Below are 20,994 nucleotides of genomic sequence, written 5' to 3'. Positions count from 1 at the left end.
GTTATGAATTAAAAATTTGTTCAAGAATCTTTTCTGTGATCAGGTACGTTGGTTTAACTCCTGATGTTCCCAATCCTCCTGAGGCCAGCGTACTTCCTGTTTCTAAAGGATTATCTGATGCGTAATAAGCATATCTTACCTTAACGTCTTCAGAAATACTTCTTCTAAGTCTCGAAGCGGCCTGAATTGCTTTTTGATAGTGTGCTCCTTCCATCTCCAGTCCGCAAACGTTCCATGTTGAATCATGGAAAAACCTTAAAATATCCTTGTTCTGAAGGGAGGTTCCCAATACCGTGATCATCGCTCCATCAACCACATTGATTCCATGGCCTTCAAGATCGGATTTTCTTAGCTGATTTTCAAACGGATAATTATCTGCTGTTCCTTCGAAAAGGTGAGCATCCGGTATCATAATATCTCCTTTTCCTCCTTCAAGAATCCCCGCTTTCCCCATGATAGAGATAGATTTCACGTTCATTTTTAACTCTTCATCCTTCAGATTATATGGCTTAAGCAGCTCATCCATAGTTTCATAAGCCTGCTCTCCAAAGGCATAATCCATCACTATGATGACCGGCTTTTCTTCAGGTTTTAGGTTTTCAAGTTTCTTTCCATTAAAACCATCCTCAAGTTTAGCGGTATCAAAGATCTGAACATCGATGTTGGTCCCGCTCTTATCCTCAAGAAAAAACATTCCCTTATCTAAAGCAGCTTTATTCACCTTATTTCTAAGAGAACCATTCCCGCTATCACTTAATTCCTCATAAATATCGAGGGTCTTTTTCTTCTTCAGCTCGGTTTTTAGCGCATAGGGAGTATACAGCGTATTCATTACACTATGCATATTGGCACTAATGATATGCAAAGGACGTTTCATCAGCCCATTTTCCATAAGGCAATGCTTAATGTCATTAGCCCAGATCTCTCCATGAATGTGATGGCCAAGGCGTTCTCTAAGCACAGGACTAAAAGTAATGATCCTTTTTTCGTTCTTAACCCCTTCTCTTATGGCCATATTACCAAGAGACCAGATAAGCCTAAGAAAACGATCAGGATTGCCTGGAACTGAAAATTTAGGGTATAAACTCGAAATTTCATGGAAGGTCCTGCCCAGAATACTTGCGGTATGTGTCAAAGCAACCTCCCGTTGCGCCTGAGTTAAATCTCCCTGTTGCTTTACGGCAAATTCAAGCTTTTCCCAGTCACGGTTCACACTTCCGTCTTCATCAATAAGTACTCTTTTCATGATCTTATGAGATTCAATAAAAAGAAAAGTCAGGTGAGTTAGAATATCATAGATCTCAGATCTTCCCCTGGTGATCTCGATATTCATTTGTTCATCATCTATACGATAACAATTCCTTCTTCTTTTAGGAGGAACTATTGGTTTAAAATGTGAATTTCCATAACCCTCATCACTGGTGAGGTTGATAAAGCGACATTCTTCTATTCCGTGCGGAAGACGGTCTATAACATATAAAAGTCCTTCCAGCTCTGCCTTATCATTGGCAATGGAGCCGTAGATCTCTGGTCTGAGCGTGAAAAGTGATTCTCTCAGGGTATCACCCGAAACTCCCATTGGCTTATAGAAACCTCTGTTAAAAAGGTGTCTCATGGTGATATACATACGTTCTATAGCTCCCGAACTCTCTTGTGCTCTCGTGCGTCCCTGTAATTTTAATATCGACATAGTAGTTTTTTAAATAATATCTTTGAGTTTATCTGCGATCTGGCGATCGTTAGATAATCTTGGAAGCTTGTTCTGCCCTCCAAGTTTCCCGATAGATCTCATATAATCCTGAAATCCGTTTCTGGGTATTTTTGTGATCTTAAGTCGCTGCAAAATATTTCCCTTGATAAGGTCCAGATAGTAGGAATTCTGCCGCTGTAAAGATTTATCAATAATATTGGCAAATCTATTTAAATCTTCCGGTTCCTGCTCAAATTCTATAAACCATTCATGATAGGGAAGTTCATCATCATCAGGGTTTATCTGCGGAGCCACTGTAAATTCACTGATTTCTGCCCCGGTTTCGGCCACTGCATCCTGCATGGCTTCTTCAACTTCTTTAGCAATAACATGCTCTCCAAAAGCTGAAATAAAATGCTTTATCCGGCCAGAAACGATCACCCTGTATGGTTTTAAAGAGGTAAACTGAATAGTGTCCCCTATATTATATGCCCACAATCCGGCAGTAGAAGAAATTATCATCACATAATTCACACCTTCCTCAACATCTTTTAGAAGCAGTCGTTCCGGATTCTTTGAATAGAACTCATCTGCTTTTATGAATTCATAGAACATTCCTGAATCCAGTTGAAGCAACATTCCCTTTACATCCTGCTTATCCTGAAAGGCGAAAAACCCTTCTGAAGCAGGATAAAGTTCAATACTATCTACTTTTCTTCCTATAAGGGTTTCAAATTTGGTGCGATATGGCTCGTAATTTACCCCTCCATAGATGAATAGTTCGAAATTAGGGAAAATATCACCTACCTTATTTCCGGTTTTTTCTATAAGCCTTTCAAAATACATCTGTACCCAGGAAGGAATTCCGCTAATGATAGACATATCTTCAGGTAAGGTTTCTTCTACAATAGCATCTACCTTTTTCTCCCAGTCATCTATGCAATTAGTTTCCCAGCTTGGCATTCGGTTCTTCTGTAAATATCCCGGTACATAATGCGCCACAATTCCTGAAAGCCTTCCCAGTTTCACGCCATTTTTCTCGTCGAGTTCCGGACTTCCCTGCAGAAATATCATTTTCCCATCTACAAATTTAGACTTCCCAGTATCGGCGATGTAGCATAGAATAGCATTCCTGGCCGCATTTATATGCGTGGGCATCGACTCCTTGGTAAGCGGTATATATTTTGCGCCACTGGTAGTTCCAGAGGTTTTTGCATAATATAGCGGCTTTCCCGGCCAGAGAATATCTTCCCTGCCTTCAACCATCAAATCGACATAACTCTTAAGTTCCTCATAATCTCTTACCGGAACATTTTTTACAAAATCTGAATGGGAATTTATATTGCTGAAATCATGATCCTGCCCAAATTTAGTATTTCTGGCTTTCCGAATTAATTCCTCAAAAATTTTTTGCTGAGTTTCATGGGGATTCGCGGCCCATTTATCGATCTTTTTCCTTATTCGTGCGGCAAAAATTTTAGCTGTAAATGACTTTATAGACATATTTTAATTGAAATCAATATATTCTGAAGGGTCTACCGGGTTACCTTCATTCCATAGCTCAAAGTGTACGTGCGGTCCGGTAGTTAATTCGCCGGTATTTCCGGCTGTTGCAATAACCTCTCCTGCCCTTACCATATCACCTTGGGATTTAGATATGGAAGCATTATGCTTATAGGCCGAAATTAGGCCATAACTGTGTTTTATGATAATAACATAACCCGTCTCTGCAGTCCATTCCGCAAAGATAACCCTGCCGTCTGCAATAGATTTGATTGGTGCATTACGAGATGTGACCACATCCACGGCATAATGTTTATTCTCCAGGCTGTAAGGATCTGATATTGTTCCTTTCACCGGTGGGAATAGAGAGAAGTTTATATCATCTGTCGCCGTAGGCAGAATATTATATTTATCCTCCTGGGCAACTTCTTCTCTAAGCAGAGAATCTGCCTTGATCCGGTTAATTTCTTCATATTCAGCGTCTGTAATCGGCTGACTTAATATAGAATCCCGATTTAATTTTTCGGTATCAAAATCACCTGTTAATGCGTTCTTTATGGAATTAAGGTATTGGTCGTTAAGTCTTATCACATTTTGAAGTGAATCTGAAACATAAGCCAGGTTAGCTGCTTCTTCCTTTAGTTTCGCGGAAGAATATCCAGGTATATATTCCCGTAGGGGAGTAAAAGCAATTAGAATTGTGGTTATGGCCACTAGAAAAATTGCAGATAGACCAACGGTTACAAATACATTTAGCCGGGTAAGTCTGAAGGAAAAACGCTCTTCAAAGGTATCCTCATTAAGCACGACCATGCGATACTTGTGAAGCAATTTCTTCGCAAACTTCTTTTTTGTTTTTTTATTTTGAGCCATAGCCTTAATTAGGTTATACAAAGATAAATTAAATAAATTCCTCTTTAATATTGCCGGTTGGGTAATTATAGGAGATAGGTATGAGAATCAATTTATTGACTTCTTAACGTTTAGATTGCTGAATTCTTGTTAAGTTTGTAAAACTAAATTAAAAGACATGAATGCATTTATTTTGCCTTTAGCTATAGGAGCTCCACAAATCATTCTAATTGTGGTAGTAATATTGCTGCTCTTTGGAGGCCGTAAGATTCCTGAATTGATGAGAGGACTGGGTAGTGGAATTAAAGAATTTAAGGACGCTTCTAAGGACGATGAAAAAGGACCAACTTCAGACGAAAATAAGGTTTCTGAAGAGAAAAAGTAAAACCCGCTTTTATATAAAAAATCAAAACCCAACTTTTCAGTTGGGTTTTTTATTTATTCAAATTCTGCAGATTGCAGTATCGCATCCAGCTCGAATATATTATCCCGTTTCCCTCTAGATGGAGAGAATACAAAACCTTCCAGGATAACAAAACGGTTATTCTCTTTGTCCTTCACCGCGTAGTTTACAAAAGGACCAGCCATAAAATCATTGGCTACTTCCCAGGTTCCACGGGTTTCGTAGGCAAATTTACCGTCTATTTCCGTTTCAAAAAGATAAGGAGCATAAGCCTTTTCAGTAATCATATAAGACCCCTTCAAACGGCCCGGAATCTGAGCTTCTCCAATAGAATCTCTCATCTCAATAATATTTGCAATGACACTTGAATCATTCTCGATCTGGTTGATTGGAACTTCATAAACTAGGATCTCCATACTTCCTTTTGGGATCTCTTTACGTATCCAGGAAAAATTTTCAGCCTCCTTAGCATATCTGTAAGCTGAAGGGAATTTTAATGTAAGGCCAAATTTCTCACTTAGCGCTTCATCTTTCTTAAGAGACTTACGGATTCTGCGCTGTTTTTCGGTCAATTCAGTCTTTTTAAGAAGCTTTACGATAGAATCTGACTTTTCATTTATCACTTCTACAAGCTCTTCAGAATTGTCTCCCATTAGAACAACTCCGGTTTGCGGCCGGGCAAATTCATCCTCGAAAAGATTCATCCCCTTAGGAGTAGAATCTTCTATCTTTAAAAAGATACGGCTGTTTCTTACAAAGCCTGAAAAAGTTTCTGGTGGGATCTGGCTTAAACTGAATAAAGGCTCTTCCTGAGGCAAGCCATCTACCGGAGCCGCAAAATTAGTCCTTATTGCCTCTCCTACTTCGCCCTCCCAAAGATCATTTTCTATTACTACGGTTAACTGATTGATATTCCCTGAGGAATCTGAAAGGATTCTACTTTCTTTTTTGGTTTTCCCGTCATTGCAGGAAAAAATTAGAAAAACACTGGCAAGCAGGATTAGGCTACGTTTCATTATATCGGATTTGATTAGTGTCTTAACCTTTGGAAATCTTGATTTTCATGCCCGGTTTAAGACTATTTGAGTTCATATCATTCCATGACCGCAAATTTTGTACCGTAACGCCCGGAAACTTTTTTGAAATGCTCCAGAGGGAGTCACCACTCTTTACTGTATAGAATCTTGGATTTGAACTATTCTTAGTCTCAGAAGGTGTTTTGCTACTAGCAACCTCTACCGGTTTCCTGGGATAGATCGTAAGATATTGGCCTACCCTAATGTTATTGCCCCGCATATTATTCCATCTCCTAATGCTGCTTACACCTACTCCATAACGTTCGGCTATCTTACCAAGATAATCACCCCGTCTAACCTTATACCTAATTCGATCTTCTGTCTCTACATACTTAGGAAGCTCCTTCTTTTCTTCAGCTAACTGAGTTTCAGCAAAATTATAGATAGCACTCTCGTTGCTAACAAATTTTCCAGAGGCAGGTTTAGGAAGTCTTAGACTATACTTTTTATCCTCTACAAATGGAATGATATCCAGCTTATAACTTGGATTTAAAAATTGAAGCATTTCATTTTCAACGCCAGTAACTTTGGAAATCTGATCAAAAGTAAGCAATTGCTTTACCTGAATAGTATCGGTTTCGAAATAGACAACATCAGGATTCTTAGGTTGGAAATTATGCTCATCTGCATATTCAAACAAATACATGGTAGCAAGGAAAGCCGGAACATAACCTGCCGTTTCACGTGGAAGGTATCGCCTTAACTGCCAGTAATCTGTAGATCCACCACTTCTTCTAATGGCTTTAGATACATTTCCTGGACCAGAATTATAAGAAGCCAGTACCAGATCCCAATCACCAAAAACCTTATATAGGCTGGCTAAATATTGCGCAGCAGCTTCGGTAGATCTTTCCGGGTCCATACGTTCATCTACATAAGAACTCACGTCTAAACCATGCATTTTCCCAGTAGTGAACATAAATTGCCATAATCCCGTTGCTCCTACCCTGGATTTAGCCCTGGGATTAAGCGCAGATTCCACGATCGCAAGGTATTTTATCTCTAGAGGAATATCATATTTGTCCAGTTCCTGTTCGAACATCGGGAAATAATAGGAACTTAAAGCCATTAAGCGCTCCATTCCCTGTTTATTCCTCTTTAGATAGGACTTTATAACACTTTCCAGAATTGGATTATATTCAATATTAAAAGGCGTTCTGGCATTTAATTTTGCCAGCCTGGCTTTAAGCGTATCAGTTGGAAGCTCCTTATAGACTACATCTTCATAATCCTGTTCGCGGATGCTTTTTTGCATATCCTCGAAAAGATCTGAATTGGTAAGTTCAAGTTTCCACAAAGAATCTATTGTCTTTGCCTGAGGAAGATCCTCCAATTTTACCTTGGAAGAATCCCTGATTGCGGCAGAAATTGGCAGCTTATCTCTAAATTCAGGATCTGGTTGTGCAAGTTTGATCTCTGTATCATCGCTCTTCTGAAATATCTGAACCCTGAAATTCGCTTTTTCAACTCTTTCCTTGTCCTTCTTTTCCTGTGCCAGGGTAGACATCCCGGCAAGGAGCAATAACATAAAATATTTTCGTTTCAGCATATAATCATTTTACATTAACGAACGGAAAGTAATCAAATTTCGTACCTCTTTACTTTTTAATTGCTTCAATTCCCGGAAGGGATTTTCCTTCAAGCATTTCAAGCATCGCTCCACCACCAGTAGAAACGTAGCTTACCTTATCTTCGAGTCCGAATTTTTTAACAGCTGCAACAGAATCACCTCCTCCAACTAAAGAGAAAGCACCATCTTTAGTAGCTTCAGCAATTGCTTCACCCAACTGGATGGTTCCCTTCGCAAAAGTATCCATTTCGAATACCCCTAAAGGTCCGTTCCATAGAATGATCTTTGATTTACTAATAATATCAGAAAAATTCTGAATGGTTTGAGGACCAACATCCAATCCCATCCAGCCATCTGGAATATTATCCACACTTTCAGTCTGAGTACTTGCCTGTTCAGAAAAACTGTCGGCAATAATTGAATCTACAGGAAGGTGTACCTCAACTCCTTTTTCCTTAGCCTTTTTTAGAATTTCAAGGGCAAGTTCCTGTTTATCATCTTCTACCAGGGAATTTCCAATATGGCCTCCCTGGGCTTTAATGAAGGTATAGGTCATACCACCTCCAATAATAAGGTGATCTATTTTATCAAGTATGTTTTCAATAACAGTGATTTTTGAAGAAACTTTTGCTCCACCAAGAACTGCGGTTACAGGTTTCTCTTTACTGTTTAAAACCTTATCAAGACTTTTTATCTCTTTAGCAAGTAAATAACCAAAACATTTATCTTCAAAGAATTTTGCTACCACTGTTGTGGAGGCATGGGCTCTGTGCGCTGTTCCAAAGGCATCATTCACGTAAATATCGCCTAACTTTGAAAGTTGTTCAGCGAAATGTTCATCTCCTTTTGTTTCCTCTTCATGAAAACGTAGGTTTTCCAGAAGAAGAACTTCTCCAGACTGTAAATTAGCTGCAGCTTTTTCAACTTCTTCCCCTACGCAATCCTCAACGAATTTTACTTTTACACCAAGTACTTCAGAAACCTTCCCGGTTATATGCTGTAAAGAGAATTTACTTTCTTTCCCTTTAGGCCTTCCCAGGTGTGACATTAATACAACACTACCACCATCTTCCAGAATTTTAATAATTGTTGGCTTGGCTGCTTCAATTCGATTTGCATCGGTCACTTCCATCTCTTCATTTAGAGGAACATTGAAATCAACTCTTATAAGTGCCCTTTTATTATTAAAATTGTAATCGTCTATAGTTTTCATAGTATTGCTTTTGCTTTCTTACAAATATAAATTTTTCCGAAGATAATAAAGCCTATATAATTTTATATTTGCCTATGCTTTTTAACGATGTAATTGGTCTTCCGCACATAAAAAATCATCTGACGACCACCGCAGACAGAAACCGAATTCCACATGCCCAACTTTTTACAGGGCAACCGGGAAGTGGCGTTCTGCCTATGGCTATAGCTTATGCACAGTATATTTTGTGTAAGAATACAGATGGAGAAAACAATAATGAAGAGGCTGCTAGCTGCAACTTAAAATTCAGAAATTTATCACATCCAGATCTGCATTTTGCCTTCCCGGTAGCTGCTAACGAAAAAGTGAAAAAGAACCCTGTTTCCTCTCATTTTCTCGAGGAATGGAGAAGTTTTGTAAAGGACAATCCATATGGAAGCCTTTATGACTGGTATCAGAATTTGGGGGTCGAAAATAAACAGGGACAAATTAGTGTTTATGAGGCCCAGGATATCGTGAAGTCTCTTTCTTTAAAGGCTTACGAAGGCGGTTTTAAGGTGATGATCATATGGATGGCTGAAAAAATGAATATTGCCGCCTCCAATAAATTACTTAAACTCATTGAAGAGCCTCCAAAGAATACAGTTTTTATACTAGTGGCAGAAGATGAAGAGAACATTATTCAAACCATACGCTCCCGCTGCCAGAGTCTGCATTTCCCGCCTTTGAGCGAAGCAGATATTTCTAAAGCACTTATGGAGCGTGAAGGCTGTGATGAATCTCTTGCAAAAAAAATCGCTCACCAGGCCAATGGAGATTATACCAAGGCTACTCACATTTTAAAAAAGAATGCCGGTGATGAACAATTTGAAGCCTGGTTCATTAGCTGGATAAGAAGTGCTTTTAAAGCTAAAGGAAATAAATCTACTGTTTTGGAACTGGTGGCCTGGAGTGAAGAAATTGCAGCACTTGGGCGAGAAACCCAAAAAAGTTTTCTTTTATACTGTATGGATTTTTTCCGCCAGTCTCTTCTAATGAATTATAAGGCCAAAACCCTGGTTTACCTTGAACCTACTGCTGAAAAATTCAAATTGGAAAATTTCGCTCCTTTTGTTCATGGGAATAATATTATGGAAATTACAGATGCCCTTGAAAAAGCTATTTATCATATAGAACGGAACGGTAATGCTAAAATAATCCTTACTGATCTTTCTATAAAACTAACTAGATTTTTACATAAAAAAGCCGCTTAAATATGGAAAACATTACCTCAAATTTTACCGAAATCCTCATCCTTCTTTTTATCCTGATCACTTTTCTGCAATCTGGAATAGATAAAGCTACAGACTGGGGTGGAAATACAGGATGGCTAAAAGATCATTTTTCTGGCACCATCCTATCAGGAATAGTTCCCTTGATGGTCGGCATTATTTTAGTCATTGAAGTCATCACGGGTCTAATGGCTATTTTAAGCCTTTACCATATTCTGGCAGGTATTGAGTCCAATGTAGCACTTTACACCTGTGTGCTGTCTTGTATCACTTTATTAATGCTATTATTCGGACAGAGAGTAGCCAAGGATTATGCCGGAGCATTTACTCTTACCGGTTATTTTATTGTTTGTATGTTCGGAGTTTATATTTTGAGTTAATCTCCAATTAAACAGAATAAAAAAAGCTTCAGATGATTCTGAAGCTTTTTTATTTGATATGAAGTTAGATCTAGTCCTCTACTTCTTCCGGAGTTTCAGTCTCTACGGCATCATTACCACCATATTCCTCATTTAGTTTATCCAGGATATCCTGAGTTATATCCAGTCCTTCTTCAGCATACATGATATTTGCGCTCTCGTTAGATCCAAATATATAGGTATAGTTATTTTCTTTACCATAGTCCTTTACATAATCCTTGATCTTGGTTACGATAGAATCCATAACGGCAGAACTTTGCTCTCTAAGTCGGTTGCTCTGCATTTGCTGTTGCTGCTGAAGCATTTGTTGCTTTTGCATTAATTCCTGCTCCTTTTCCTTACGCTGAGCATCAGACATAGAATTCATCTCAGACTGATAAGCCTGAACTTCCTGCTGAAAAACACGAGCTACAGAATCAAGTTGTTGTCTAACTGAATCTGATTTAGATGTGAACTCTGCTTCAACATCTTTCATCTCTTTATATTCCTGAACAATTTTTGTGGTATCTACATAAGCAGTTTTTTGCTCGTTACATGAAACCATCATAATTGCAATTGCTGCAACTCCAATAAATCTTTTGATCATAAGTTTTTGTTTTGAAAGGCAAATGTATAAAAGTATTTTTTCTACCAAAGCCTTATTTTTATTAGTAATAGTAAAATTCTATGGTTATTATATTTAATATAGTATACACTTATAAAAAATGACTCTTTTTTAGGCTTTTTAAGAGGTTATCCGGTTTACAGTTAATAAATGACAAGTTAAAAAGAGTAAAAGCGTCTGAAAACGGCTTAAATTAAGTTTTAGGTGTCTTCTTAAAGAAATAAGCGATAGAAGAATACTCTCCATTCCGCCTGGCTCTCTGGTTAGAGACAAATCCTCGATATAATGCATTTAAAGGATTGGTTGAAGATTTTTTATTTTTTTCACTTAACAGGCTCACATAATAAGAATCGAATTTTAAGGGTTTTTCATCTACCAGCTCAAAATTGAATCCACAAAATTTTTCCGTAAGACCAGCTCTCGAAAAATGCCAGAGGTGTCTAGGCACATCCCAGGCCGCCCAATCCTCTTTATAAAATTCAGCATCATAAGATCTGTGATTGGGAACCGCGATAATCAAAATACCATCCTCATTTAAAAGATCATAAAATTCCAGGATCTTTTTTTCTAGATCTGGCAGATGTTCCAAAACATGCCACAAACTTATAACATCAAATGTCTTAATCCTAAGTTCAGAAAGATCTGGTTTCAAATTCAGGCCTTTTAAGATGGCAAGGTCCCGGGCAGTTTTATTTGGTTCCACACCGTCTACATTCCAGAGGAACTTTTTCATCTTATTTAAAAACTCTCCAGTACCCGCTCCAAAATCTAAAATATCCCCCTGCTTAAAATACCTTCTCACCCAATTCGCTTTTTTAGAAAGCATGTGAGATTTCACAAGTTGATAAACCTTATCCTGTAAACCGCTTTTGGAATCGCTATGAGAAATATAGTTATCACTCTCGTAATATTTACCAAGATCTGAAGGAACAGGTTCTGTTCTTAGAATTCCATTTTCATATTCTGAAATCTGAAATTCTTCTCCCGTTACCAAATGATCTTTGCAAACCATTTTTGGCTCATCCTTGACCTGAGTGTTATATTTTTTTTCTGCTGTAATCAATAATTCAATTGCTATGTTCCACGTGGAACATTGGAAAATTACCTACCCATATAAACCAGTAAGACCGAAATATCATTTGGACTCACCCCGCTGATTCTTGAAGCCTGGGAAATTGTTGTTGGCTGAACTTTTTTCAATTTTTCCCTCGCTTCGTAAGACATGGATTTGATCTTTGAGTAATCAAAATTATTTGGAATTCTGATATCCTCCAAACGGTTAAGTTTATCAGCATTATTTTTTTCCTTTTGGATATATCCAGAATATTTCACCTGAATTTCGGTTTGCTCGATCATCTCTTCATCAAGATCATTTTCAGAAATGAACTCCTCTACCCCACTAAAATTCTTCACATCTTCCATCGTAATCTGTGGCCTGGAAAAAACTTTAAAGACCTTATCACTTTGTTTCATTGGGGAAGATTTTCTTTTCTCCAGAACCGGATTTGCTTCTTCAGGAACCACACTAAGATCTTTCAAAAACTGAACAAATTTAAAAGACTTATCTTTTTTCTGTTCCATTTTGCGCATCCTTTCTTCAGATGCCAGACCTAAATTATAAGACTTTTCGGTTAACCTGAAATCAGCGTTATCCTGTCTTAATAAAGTTCTGTATTCTGCACGTGATGTAAACATTCTATATGGCTCTTCTGTACCTTTAGTAATTAGATCATCTATAAGAACACCTATATAAGCTTCATTACGTTTAAGGATAAACTCATCCCTTTCCTGAACTTTTAAAGCAGCATTTATACCAGCCATCATTCCCTGGCAGGCTGCTTCTTCATAACCTGTCGTTCCGTTGATCTGTCCAGCAAAATATAAACCTTCTACAAGCTTAGTTTCTAAAGTATGCTTTAACTGTGTAGGTGGAAAATAATCATATTCTATAGCATAACCCGGACGGAAGAATTTCACATTTTCGAATCCTTCTACAGAACGTAAAGCTTTAAACTGAACATCCTCTGGCAACGAAGTTGAGAATCCATTTACATATACTTCAACCGTATTCCATCCTTCAGGCTCCACGAAAAGTTGATGCCTGTCCTTATCTGCAAAACGATTTATTTTATCCTCTATAGAAGGACAATATCTTGGTCCCATACTTTTAATTCTACCATTAAACATTGGAGACCTGTCAAATCCTTCCTTTAGAATTTCATGCACCTCATTGGACGTATAGGTCATGTGACAGGAACGTTGTTTAGTAAGTGGTTTGGTCTCGTCTGAGAATGAAAATTTCCCGGGAATATCATCTCCCGGTTGTTCCACCATTTTAGAATAATCCAGTGATCTTCCATCTACTCTTGGTGGGGTTCCTGTTTTCATTCTGCCGGCTTCAAAACCAACATCGATTAGATCTTTCGTGATTCCGGTTGCGGCTCTTTCTCCTGCTCTACCTCCGCCGAATTGTTTGTCTCCAATATGGATCAATCCATTCAAGAAAGTACCGTTGGTACATACTACAGATTTAGCCATTATTTCAAGCCCGAGAGAGGTACGAACTCCAACAACCTTATCATTTTTTATAATTAGACCAGCTACCATTTCCTGATAAAAATCAAGGTTTGGTGTTTGCTCCAGTTTGATCCTCCAGTCCTCAGCGAACCTCATTCGGTCACTTTGCACTCTCGGACTCCACATAGCAGGTCCTTTAGATTTATTAAGCATCTTGAACTGGATAGCACTGGTATCACTCACAATACCACTATAACCTCCCATAGCATCGATCTCTCTAACAATCTGCCCCTTCGCGATACCACCCATTGCAGGGTTGCAACTCATTTGAGCAATGTTTTGAAGATTCATGGTTATAAGAAGGGTTTTGCTACCCATATTTGCGGCTGCAGCAGCTGCCTCACTTCCGGCATGCCCCGCTCCAACAACAATAACATCATATTGCTTATCGAACATATCCTGATCTAATTTTTTATGATTGTTCCACGTGGAACAATTTGATTTTTTCTTCTTCCTTGCGTCGCATCAATTCCTTATCCCTTTCAGATTTATCCTGATATCCGCAAAAATGTAATACGCCGTGAATCACGACCCGCTTTAATTCTTCTAAAAAATCTACATTGAAATTTGAAGCATTTTCTTCTACCCTTTCGGTGCTTATAAAAATGTCTCCGTGTAAAGTATTTCCTATCCCATTATCAAAACTAATAATATCCGTGTAGGTATCATGGTCGAGATATTTTACGTTTATATCGAGTAGGTATTTGTCGTCGCAGAAAATAAAATTTATATCACCAACATATTTATTTTCCGATTCTATGACGCGTTCCACCCAATTTCGAAAATCATTTTCCTGCTCCAGGTTAAAATCATTTTCACTAAAAAAGTTAATCTCTCCCTTTTCCAAAATAGTCCTTTACTTTCTCTTTGTAAATTTGGCGCAAAGGTAAGGTTTGTCTGTTTAAAATTTCAGTAGAATTGAAATATTCTTTAGCCCTATCAATCTGATTGTTAAGACCGTTCTCATACTCTAATCTATTGGTTTCAGATTTTCGTTTATCATCGGTTCCCTGAAGTTTTCGTGCCTTTTCGAATTTAAGCAATTCGTATTGCAGTTGTTGCATCCTCCTTGCAGTCTCAGGATCAAATCCTTTATCCAACAGTTGCTCTTCTATACGTTTCATTTCCTCCACTGTCGCGTCGCCAGATTTCATTCCATTCTCCTGCATTAATTGTTCCATTTGCATACGTAGCATCTGTTGCTCTTTATAGATCTCATATAGCTCCCCACTTTGACCTTCGCCTTCACTCTGTCGCTGACCTTGCTTTTGCTCCTTTTCGCCGTTAGACTTTTCTTTCATCTTTTCTGAAAGCTGCTGCTGTTGTTCTATGATATCCTCAAGTTGAAATTCCTGACCGCCATTACCATTTCCAGATTGAGGATTAGCCATCATCTGTTGCATAGAGCCAAGTATTTGATCTAATAAATTTGCAAGATCATTAGCTCCTGTAACAACATACTGCTGACTGGAAGTTCCCTGTGGAATTTCATTTTCTGAAAGTCTCTCAATGGACTTTTCTATATCAAATTCTATATTAGTTAGCTTATCGGTGATGACCTCATTCACCATGGGATTTCTCATAGCCAGCATATATAGGCTATCGTCAATATGCCTGAAATTTTCCCTTAGATTACTCTGCTCTTTAAGTTTTCCAGCATATTTTGGATTGCTCTGTTGTATAACCTTGAATTCATTTAAAAGATCCTCCTGTTCAAAAGAGAAAACCATAAGGTTATCCAGTATCTGTCTTAAGGTTTCAGCATCTGCTTCAAGTTGCTCCTGTTGTTGCATCATAGAAGATTGCTGCATCCGCTGGCTCATTTGTTTCATCTTCTTGGCAGCATCCTTTTGTTTTGGTTTTGCTTGAGGTTTATTATTCTGTTGCAAACTTTCGGTGGCCTCCTTTTGATCTTTTTTAATACTTTCTTCTTCTACCTCTTCCCTATCCAGTTCCTGAGGTTGTTTTAATTTTTCATTCTCCTTCTCAAGTTCATCCATTTGATCTCTGAACTTTTCAAAATCCTCATTAATTTGCTCTTGCTTCTCGGTATTATTTTCATCTGCTTTTTCTGAAAGTTCTTCCTGTTCATCTGAAAGCTTCTCAAGATCGCGACCCAATTTTTGTTTTTTCTCTTCTACGTAATAGCGTTTGGTCAGTTCTAAAAGTTGTTCTAGATTCCTCTGATTATTTTTGTTTTGTTTTGATAGTTCCTCTAGTTTTTTTCCAAGATCTTCTTTCTGGATCTTTTCAGAATATTCTTCCAGCTCTTTCAACAATTCTTCATTTGCTTCCAATCGCTTTTCATTATTTTCCAACCTCTTTTTTAATTCTTCTTCCATCGGAGAATTTTCCTGATCATCATTTTTCTGAAAACTTTTTTCCAGCTTTTCAGAATAGGTTTTCATCATTTCATTTTGCTGCTTTTGTCGCTTTAAAAACTCCTCCAGCTTTTTTCTTTCGTTATAATTAAGTTCCTCTTTTTCCTTTTCAAGTTTAGAGATCTCCTTTAACTCCTCGTCAGATTTTTCATACTCCTCTAATTTCTCCCCGATATTTTTAATGGCGTCATTCTGCTCTTGCAATTGTTCATTTTCCAATTCTTCCATTGTCTTTTCTCGATAAGAAAATGTAGCCGAACGGGAAGATTTCGCTCCATTGACGGCGTCATTATCAAAAACCCTGAAATAGTAATTATAACTGTTCCCTGGCTTTAATTCAAGATTTCCGGGAAAACTGAAATGAAATTCATCATAACTCTCCTTCGAAACCGGAATTGCCACTCTATTGGGCTTTTCTTCGGTTTCTTCAGTAAAATAGACCAGTTCAAGCCTACTTAACCCATAATCATCCGAAATTTCACCTTTAAAATATTGAATATCAGTATTTAAACTATCCCTTTCTGAAATAACACTAATCTCCGGATATTGATCTTTAATTACTCTGACCGAATAGTCCAGATTTTCAAAATCCTTAACTAGATTATTGGAAGCACTTACCGAATAGTTAAGGTTAGAAACTAATTTTCTTTTCAAATTAGCCTGATTATTTTGTGCTCTAACCTGAATAGCAGAATCTGGAATTTTAAAGTTGATATATTCAGTATTCCTGGTATTAAAATTCCAGTTGATAATAGTGCCTTCAGGAATGGTGATATTTCCTGTTCCTGAAAGTTTTTCATCATTTAAACCTGTATATAAAGGATAATCAAGATCCATTTCAAAATTCAATAATTTGGGAACCTTGATCACTTCAACTTTATACTCTCCTGAAGAAACCTCGTTAGACCTTAGCTGAAATTCTATGTCCTCTGACATTCCCGAAATTGTATATTCGAAAATCCCGGGTGCAGTCTGTTTCATAAAATTTTCATTTCCATCAAGAAGGATTTGCACGCTTTCAGGGTTGTAATCTCCAACAGTTCTCACTTGCAATTTAAAGGGCTCCCCTTCCCTTACTTCCAACTCATTGTTCTGAATTAGAAATTGAAAAGGTGCGGGTTTTAAATAAGTAGTATTATAGTCTGAGATCCTGCTGAAACTTTTGGTGATCACCTCGGCTTTTCCGGCAGCAAACAAACCTAGAATGATCAATAATGGCAGAACCACAAAACGTAGATACTTTTTATTTTCTTTTAGATCTATAGCTCCAGAAAATGGAACGGGAGTAAGTTCCCGGGAACGTTGATCTATACTAGCTAGCAAAAGATCACTTTGTCGCGAATTGTTTTTTAGCTGAAGTAAGTTCGTAAGCTTGTCGTTCACTTCTGGAAAATGCTTTCCAATGATCTTTGAGGCTTTGTATTCATCAATCCCTTTGGAGATCTTAAGAAGTTTGAACAAAGGAATCCCGACGAAATTAAAGAGCAGCAGAACTTCTACCAAGACGAATAACCAGAAGAGAATACTTCTACCCGTTGTTGAAAGCCATAGAAAATACTCCAAACCTATTACCAACAGAAAATAAAGAAGTCCGGTAGCCAAAAACAGTATGCTCCCTTTAAGTATTAGGTTGAGATAATACTTTTTAATAAAAGCTTCCAATTTTTGCTGCACCAGCCCAAAATTCCCCATTTTCAATGCAATGTTTCCTTAAAAATACAATAAAATTAGTACTTATTCAGGATGTATGATTCAGGGTTTAGGATTGGATTAATAAGGTTGTATCTTTGCTCACAAAAATTTAAATAACATGTCTTCTAAAGTAAGAGTAAGATTTGCTCCCAGCCCAACAGGACCATTACATATTGGTGGTGTAAGAACTGCCTTATATAATTATTTGTTCGCCAAAAAACACGGTGGTGATTTTGTATTAAGAATTGAAGATACAGATCAGAACCGGTTTGTAGAAGGAGCAGAAGATTATATCATAGAATCTCTAAACTGGTGTGGAATCCCTTATGATGAAGGCCCGGGAAAGGAAAAAGGATTTGGTCCTTACAGACAAAGTGAGCGAAAAGATAAGTATCGTGAATATGCTGAAAAACTAATAGAATCTGGTAACGCCTATTATGCGTTCGATACCGCAGATGAACTTGACGAGCATAGAAAAGATCATGAAGAAAAAGGGAAAACCTTTATCTATAACTGGCACAATCGCCAGAAATTAAAAAATTCCCTGTCACTTTCTCAAGAAGAGGTGCAGGAAAAACTGGATGCTGAGGAAGCTTATGTGATCCGCTTTAAATCTCCACAGGATGAAACTCTTCAACTAAAAGATGTGATTCGAGGTGATATGGAAATCGATACCAATATCCTCGACGATAAAGTTCTTTTTAAGAGCGACGGGATGCCTACCTATCACCTGGCAAATATCGTAGACGACCATTTAATGGAGATCACGCATGTAATTCGTGGAGAAGAATGGCTGCCATCTTTGGCTTTACACTATATGCTTTACCGTGCATTTGGCTGGGATGCACCAGAATTTGCTCATCTTCCGCTTATTCTCAAACCTCAGGGTAAAGGGAAATTAAGTAAAAGAGATGGTGAAAAAATGGGATTCCCGGTATTTCCTTTAGAATGGAAAGATCCAAAATCTGGAGATATCTCTACTGGTTACCGCGAGGAAGGTTATTTCCCGGAAGCCGTAGTAAATATGCTGGCCTTTTTAGGATGGAACCCAGGAACAGAACAGGAATTCTTTAAACTTGAAGAACTTTGCCAAACCTTTGAACTGGAACGTGTGCATAAAGGAGGCGCTAAATTTGATCCTGAAAAAACTAAATGGTTCCAGCAGCACTATATGCAGCAATCAGATAATGCTTATTTAGCCGATGAATTTGAAAAGGAACTTCATAAAAAAGAGATCAAGGCAGATAAAAAGTATATCGCAGATGTGGTTGCTTTAATTAAAGAACGAACTGTTTTTGTTGAGGATTTCTGGGAACAGGGATATTTTTTCTTCGTCGCCCCTACTTCATTCGATCCGAAGGATTCAAAAAAAGCCTGGAAGGAAGATACCAATGAATTGCTGAATGAACTCCATGAATTCCTAAAAACGGTTAATAATTTTGAAGCAGAAAGCCTCCAAGAAACTGTAAAAGGCTGGATAAAAAGCAAGGAAATTGGCTTTGGTAAGGTTATGATGCCTTTGCGCGTTGCTTTGGTTGGAGCTCTGCAAGGCCCCGACCTTTATAAAATTGCTGAATTCGTAGGAAAAGATGAAACTTTAAGCAGGATAAAAAAAGCTACAGAAACTTTATCCTAGCATAAATAATAATTCTACTAAAATCCGGATTTGGAATCTTCAAATCCGGATTTTTTTATTTTATAAGGTTTCAACCTTTTATTCTTAAATTGAAGCATTCATAATTTAATAATTACACCATGCTTAATTTAATTTTTATACCCATTCTTGTGGTCCTCATGATCCTGGTAATTTTTTCCGGGATCTTTATCGTGAAACAACAAACATCTGCCATTATAGAGCGTTTTGGAAAATTCACAAGCATTAGGAGCTCTGGTTTACAACTTAAAATTCCGTTTATAGATCAGGTAGCGGGAAGAATAAATTTAAAAGTTCAGCAACTGGATGTGATGGTAGAAACAAAGACTAAGGATAACGTTTTTGTGAAACTTAAGATTTCGGTTCAATTTCAGGTTCGGAAAGATAATGTATATGATGCCTTCTACAAGCTCGAAAGTCCTCACGACCAGATAACAGCCTATGTATTCGACGTTGTGCGTGCAGAAGTACCTAAAATGAAGCTGGATGATGTTTTTGAACGTAAAGATGACATCGCTATTGCCGTAAATCGTGAATTGAACGAAGCCATGCAGTCTTACGGATACGATATAATTAAAACTCTGGTGACAGATATAGACCCAGATGTGCAGGTAAAAGCCGCCATGAACCGAATAAATGCTGCGGAAAGAGAAAAAGTTGCTGCAGAATATGATGCCGAGGCTGACCGAATCAAGATCGTGGCTAAAGCCAGGGCAGAAGCAGAAAGCAAGCGTTTACAGGGACAGGGTATTGCAGATCAGAGACGTGAGATTGCGAGAGGACTGGAAGAAAGTGTGGATGTTCTAAATAATGTTGGCATTAATTCCCAGGAAGCTTCCGCCTTGATAGTGGTTACGCAGCATTATGACACACTGCAGGCCATAGGTGAAGAGACAAATTCCAATCTTATTTTATTACCCAATTCTCCCCAGGCGGGTAGCGATATGCTAAATAATATGGTGGCATCCTTTACCGCATCAAATCAAATAGGAGAAGCAATGAAAGAACAGAACCGAAAACAAGCCGGTAAAACCAGAAAAGACAGGAACAGAGATAACGATGAAGCATAAAAAAAGCCCCAATCGGGGCTTTATCAAATTTTTAATATAAAAAGTTATTCCTTAGTTGAAGCAATAACCTTCTTCACTCCTATTATCTTAGAAACCGCTTTTAAAACCAAAGCCTTTTGGATAATAGACCCAATAGTACTTCCAATAAGCGAAACCGGGGATAGACTTTCTTTGGTTTGATCAATACTTAGCTTGATCTCTTCCTTGTCTATTTCGGTCTGAAGCTTCAGGATCTTCAGATCTTTATCAATTTCCTCAAAAGATGAATATACTCTCATTAGTCGTCTTTATCGTTAAATACCGCTTTAGAGAATTTTCTTAAAACTAATTTCTCTATAGGTTCTTTTCCAAAGATGAATATCAATACAAATACAATCAGGTAAAATCCGCCTACAATAAAATAACCGGAACTTGGAACCCCAATCGCTTGGCTAATGACTATAGCCAGGGCAAAAGAAATCATCACCCCTGCAGTACTCAGCAAAAATGCCATTATCAGAAAACGAACAAGAGCTGTTGCTCCCTTCATCCCCTGTTTAAAGGCCTTTAGTTTATAATATTCAGAATTACTATGTAAGAAAGACTGAACATTATTGTTTAAATCGTGAACACTGTTGGATAGTTTTTCAAATGCCATAAAAGATTATACTACTGCTTTATCTGGAGAGCTTCCAGAGGATTTGCCTGTTTTATCTTTTTGCAATTTAGCATTTTGTTTTCTTAATTCCTCAAGTTTATTCTCCATTGCAGCCAATATATCATCTGCTTTATGACTTGCAGAAGATAAGGTCTCTTCTAATCTCTCCTCAAAATCCACTCTAGCTTTCTTAGCCTTTTCGCTTAGATTAGAACTTGTTTCATGATAACGCTTATTAAGGTTATCCTGAGCCTTTTGAGCATCCTTTTTAAGCTTTTTGCGAGTTTTTTCTCCGCTATCTGGAGCATATAATAATCCTACTCCGGCGCCTATCGCAGCTCCTGTAATTAATGCTAAAAGTGTATTTCCTGTATTTGCCATAAGTTTTTGAATTTTAAGTTAT

At 37.8% G+C, this 20,994-nt stretch carries 19 protein-coding genes; 5 read left to right on the top strand and 14 right to left on the bottom strand.

Features of this window, described 5'->3' with window-relative positions; all coding sequences use genetic code 11:
* Nucleotide 1: 1 nt before the first annotated feature.
* The 3 genes from G3I01_RS05020 to G3I01_RS05010 are packed head-to-tail and all read right to left on the bottom strand — an operon-like array spanning nt 2 to nt 4,066.
* Complete coding sequence (locus G3I01_RS05020; protein ID WP_219551666.1) at nt 2-1,690, bottom strand: hypothetical protein; 1,689 nt, start codon at nt 1,688-1,690, stop codon at nt 2-4.
* Nucleotides 1,691-1,699: 9 nt separating this feature from the next.
* Nucleotides 1,700-3,193 (bottom strand): GH3 auxin-responsive promoter family protein, encoded by a 1,494-nt coding sequence (locus G3I01_RS05015; protein WP_219551664.1) that lies wholly within the window; start codon nt 3,191-3,193, stop codon nt 1,700-1,702.
* Between the two features lie 3 nt (nt 3,194-3,196).
* A complete protein-coding gene (locus G3I01_RS05010) occupies nt 3,197-4,066 on the bottom strand; it encodes a M23 family metallopeptidase (protein WP_219551662.1) in 870 nt (289 codons plus the stop codon).
* A 157-nt stretch (nt 4,067-4,223) separates the two neighbouring features.
* On the opposite strand from G3I01_RS05010, the gene tatA reads away from it, so the two are divergent.
* Complete coding sequence (gene tatA / locus G3I01_RS05005; protein WP_219551660.1) at nt 4,224-4,430, top strand: twin-arginine translocase TatA/TatE family subunit; 207 nt, start codon at nt 4,224-4,226, stop codon at nt 4,428-4,430.
* A gap of 53 nt (nt 4,431-4,483) precedes the next feature.
* On the opposite strand, the gene G3I01_RS05000 is transcribed toward tatA, so the two are convergent.
* The 3 genes from G3I01_RS05000 to G3I01_RS04990 are packed head-to-tail and all read right to left on the bottom strand — an operon-like array spanning nt 4,484 to nt 8,307.
* Nucleotides 4,484-5,464 (bottom strand): DUF4837 family protein, encoded by a 981-nt coding sequence (locus tag G3I01_RS05000; protein ID WP_219551658.1) that lies wholly within the window; start codon nt 5,462-5,464, stop codon nt 4,484-4,486.
* 22 nt (nt 5,465-5,486) lie between these two features.
* Nucleotides 5,487-7,073, bottom strand: coding sequence for a lytic transglycosylase domain-containing protein (locus tag G3I01_RS04995; protein ID WP_219551656.1), 1,587 nt, complete (start codon nt 7,071-7,073; stop codon nt 5,487-5,489).
* A 49-nt stretch (nt 7,074-7,122) separates the two neighbouring features.
* Nucleotides 7,123-8,307, bottom strand: coding sequence for a phosphoglycerate kinase (locus tag G3I01_RS04990; protein WP_219551654.1), 1,185 nt, complete (start codon nt 8,305-8,307; stop codon nt 7,123-7,125).
* Between the two features lie 74 nt (nt 8,308-8,381).
* Between G3I01_RS04990 and G3I01_RS04985 the strand changes: the two genes are divergently transcribed.
* Together G3I01_RS04985 and G3I01_RS04980 are read left to right on the top strand one after the other, a co-directional pair.
* The gene (locus G3I01_RS04985; RefSeq protein ID WP_219551652.1) at nt 8,382-9,539 is read left to right on the top strand and encodes a DNA polymerase III subunit delta'; all 1,158 of its coding nucleotides are present in this window, start codon (nt 8,382-8,384) and stop codon (nt 9,537-9,539) included.
* 2 nt (nt 9,540-9,541) lie between these two features.
* Nucleotides 9,542-9,937 carry a DoxX family protein gene (locus tag G3I01_RS04980; protein ID WP_219551650.1) on the top strand — a complete coding sequence of 132 codons (396 nt, stop codon included), beginning with the start codon at nt 9,542-9,544 and terminating at the stop codon, nt 9,935-9,937.
* Between the two features lie 70 nt (nt 9,938-10,007).
* Here G3I01_RS04980 and G3I01_RS04975 read toward each other — a convergent pair whose 3' ends face one another.
* The 5 genes from G3I01_RS04975 to G3I01_RS04955 form a co-directional block, all read right to left on the bottom strand.
* Nucleotides 10,008-10,562, bottom strand: a complete 555-nt coding sequence (locus G3I01_RS04975) for an OmpH family outer membrane protein (protein ID WP_219551648.1) — start codon at nt 10,560-10,562, stop codon at nt 10,008-10,010.
* Between the two features lie 211 nt (nt 10,563-10,773).
* Nucleotides 10,774-11,643, bottom strand: coding sequence for a class I SAM-dependent methyltransferase (locus tag G3I01_RS04970; protein WP_257710773.1), 870 nt, complete (start codon nt 11,641-11,643; stop codon nt 10,774-10,776).
* Nucleotides 11,644-11,681: 38 nt separating this feature from the next.
* Nucleotides 11,682-13,553 (bottom strand): tRNA uridine-5-carboxymethylaminomethyl(34) synthesis enzyme MnmG, encoded by a 1,872-nt coding sequence (mnmG, locus tag G3I01_RS04965; RefSeq protein WP_219551646.1) that lies wholly within the window; start codon nt 13,551-13,553, stop codon nt 11,682-11,684.
* Nucleotides 13,554-13,569: 16 nt separating this feature from the next.
* Nucleotides 13,570-14,004: an rRNA maturation RNase YbeY gene (ybeY, locus tag G3I01_RS04960; protein WP_219551644.1), complete on the bottom strand. Its 435-nt coding sequence runs from the start codon at nt 14,002-14,004 to the stop codon at nt 13,570-13,572.
* Complete coding sequence (locus tag G3I01_RS04955; RefSeq protein ID WP_219551642.1) at nt 13,985-17,230, bottom strand: DUF4175 family protein; 3,246 nt, start codon at nt 17,228-17,230, stop codon at nt 13,985-13,987. Before G3I01_RS04955 ends, ybeY begins: the two co-directional genes overlap by 20 nt.
* 118 nt (nt 17,231-17,348) lie before the next feature.
* Here G3I01_RS04955 and gltX point away from each other — a divergent pair, with 118 nt between their 5' ends.
* Together gltX and G3I01_RS04945 are read left to right on the top strand one after the other, a co-directional pair.
* Entirely contained in the window at nt 17,349-18,866 is a 1,518-nt protein-coding gene (gltX, locus tag G3I01_RS04950) for a glutamate--tRNA ligase (protein WP_219551640.1), read from the top strand.
* Nucleotides 18,867-18,985: 119 nt separating this feature from the next.
* Nucleotides 18,986-19,954, top strand: coding sequence for an SPFH domain-containing protein (locus tag G3I01_RS04945; protein WP_219551638.1), 969 nt, complete (start codon nt 18,986-18,988; stop codon nt 19,952-19,954).
* A 44-nt stretch (nt 19,955-19,998) separates the two neighbouring features.
* On the opposite strand, the gene G3I01_RS04940 is transcribed toward G3I01_RS04945, so the two are convergent.
* Genes G3I01_RS04940 through G3I01_RS04930 form a run of 3 tightly spaced genes read right to left on the bottom strand, consistent with a single transcriptional unit; the run spans nt 19,999 to nt 20,972 of the window.
* Nucleotides 19,999-20,232, bottom strand: a complete 234-nt coding sequence (locus G3I01_RS04940; RefSeq protein WP_219551636.1) for a DUF6327 family protein — start codon at nt 20,230-20,232, stop codon at nt 19,999-20,001.
* Entirely contained in the window at nt 20,232-20,591 is a 360-nt protein-coding gene (locus G3I01_RS04935) for a phage holin family protein (RefSeq protein ID WP_219551634.1), read from the bottom strand. The genes G3I01_RS04940 and G3I01_RS04935 overlap by 1 nt, the downstream gene beginning before the upstream one ends.
* 6 nt (nt 20,592-20,597) lie before the next feature.
* Nucleotides 20,598-20,972 (bottom strand): YtxH domain-containing protein, encoded by a 375-nt coding sequence (locus tag G3I01_RS04930; RefSeq protein ID WP_219551632.1) that lies wholly within the window; start codon nt 20,970-20,972, stop codon nt 20,598-20,600.
* Nucleotides 20,973-20,994: the final 22 nt, after the last annotated feature.

Source organism: Gramella sp. MT6, from assembly GCF_019357415.1.
Classification (GTDB): Bacteria; Bacteroidota; Bacteroidia; order Flavobacteriales; family Flavobacteriaceae; genus Christiangramia.
This window is presented reverse-complemented; position numbering and strand designations above follow the sequence as displayed.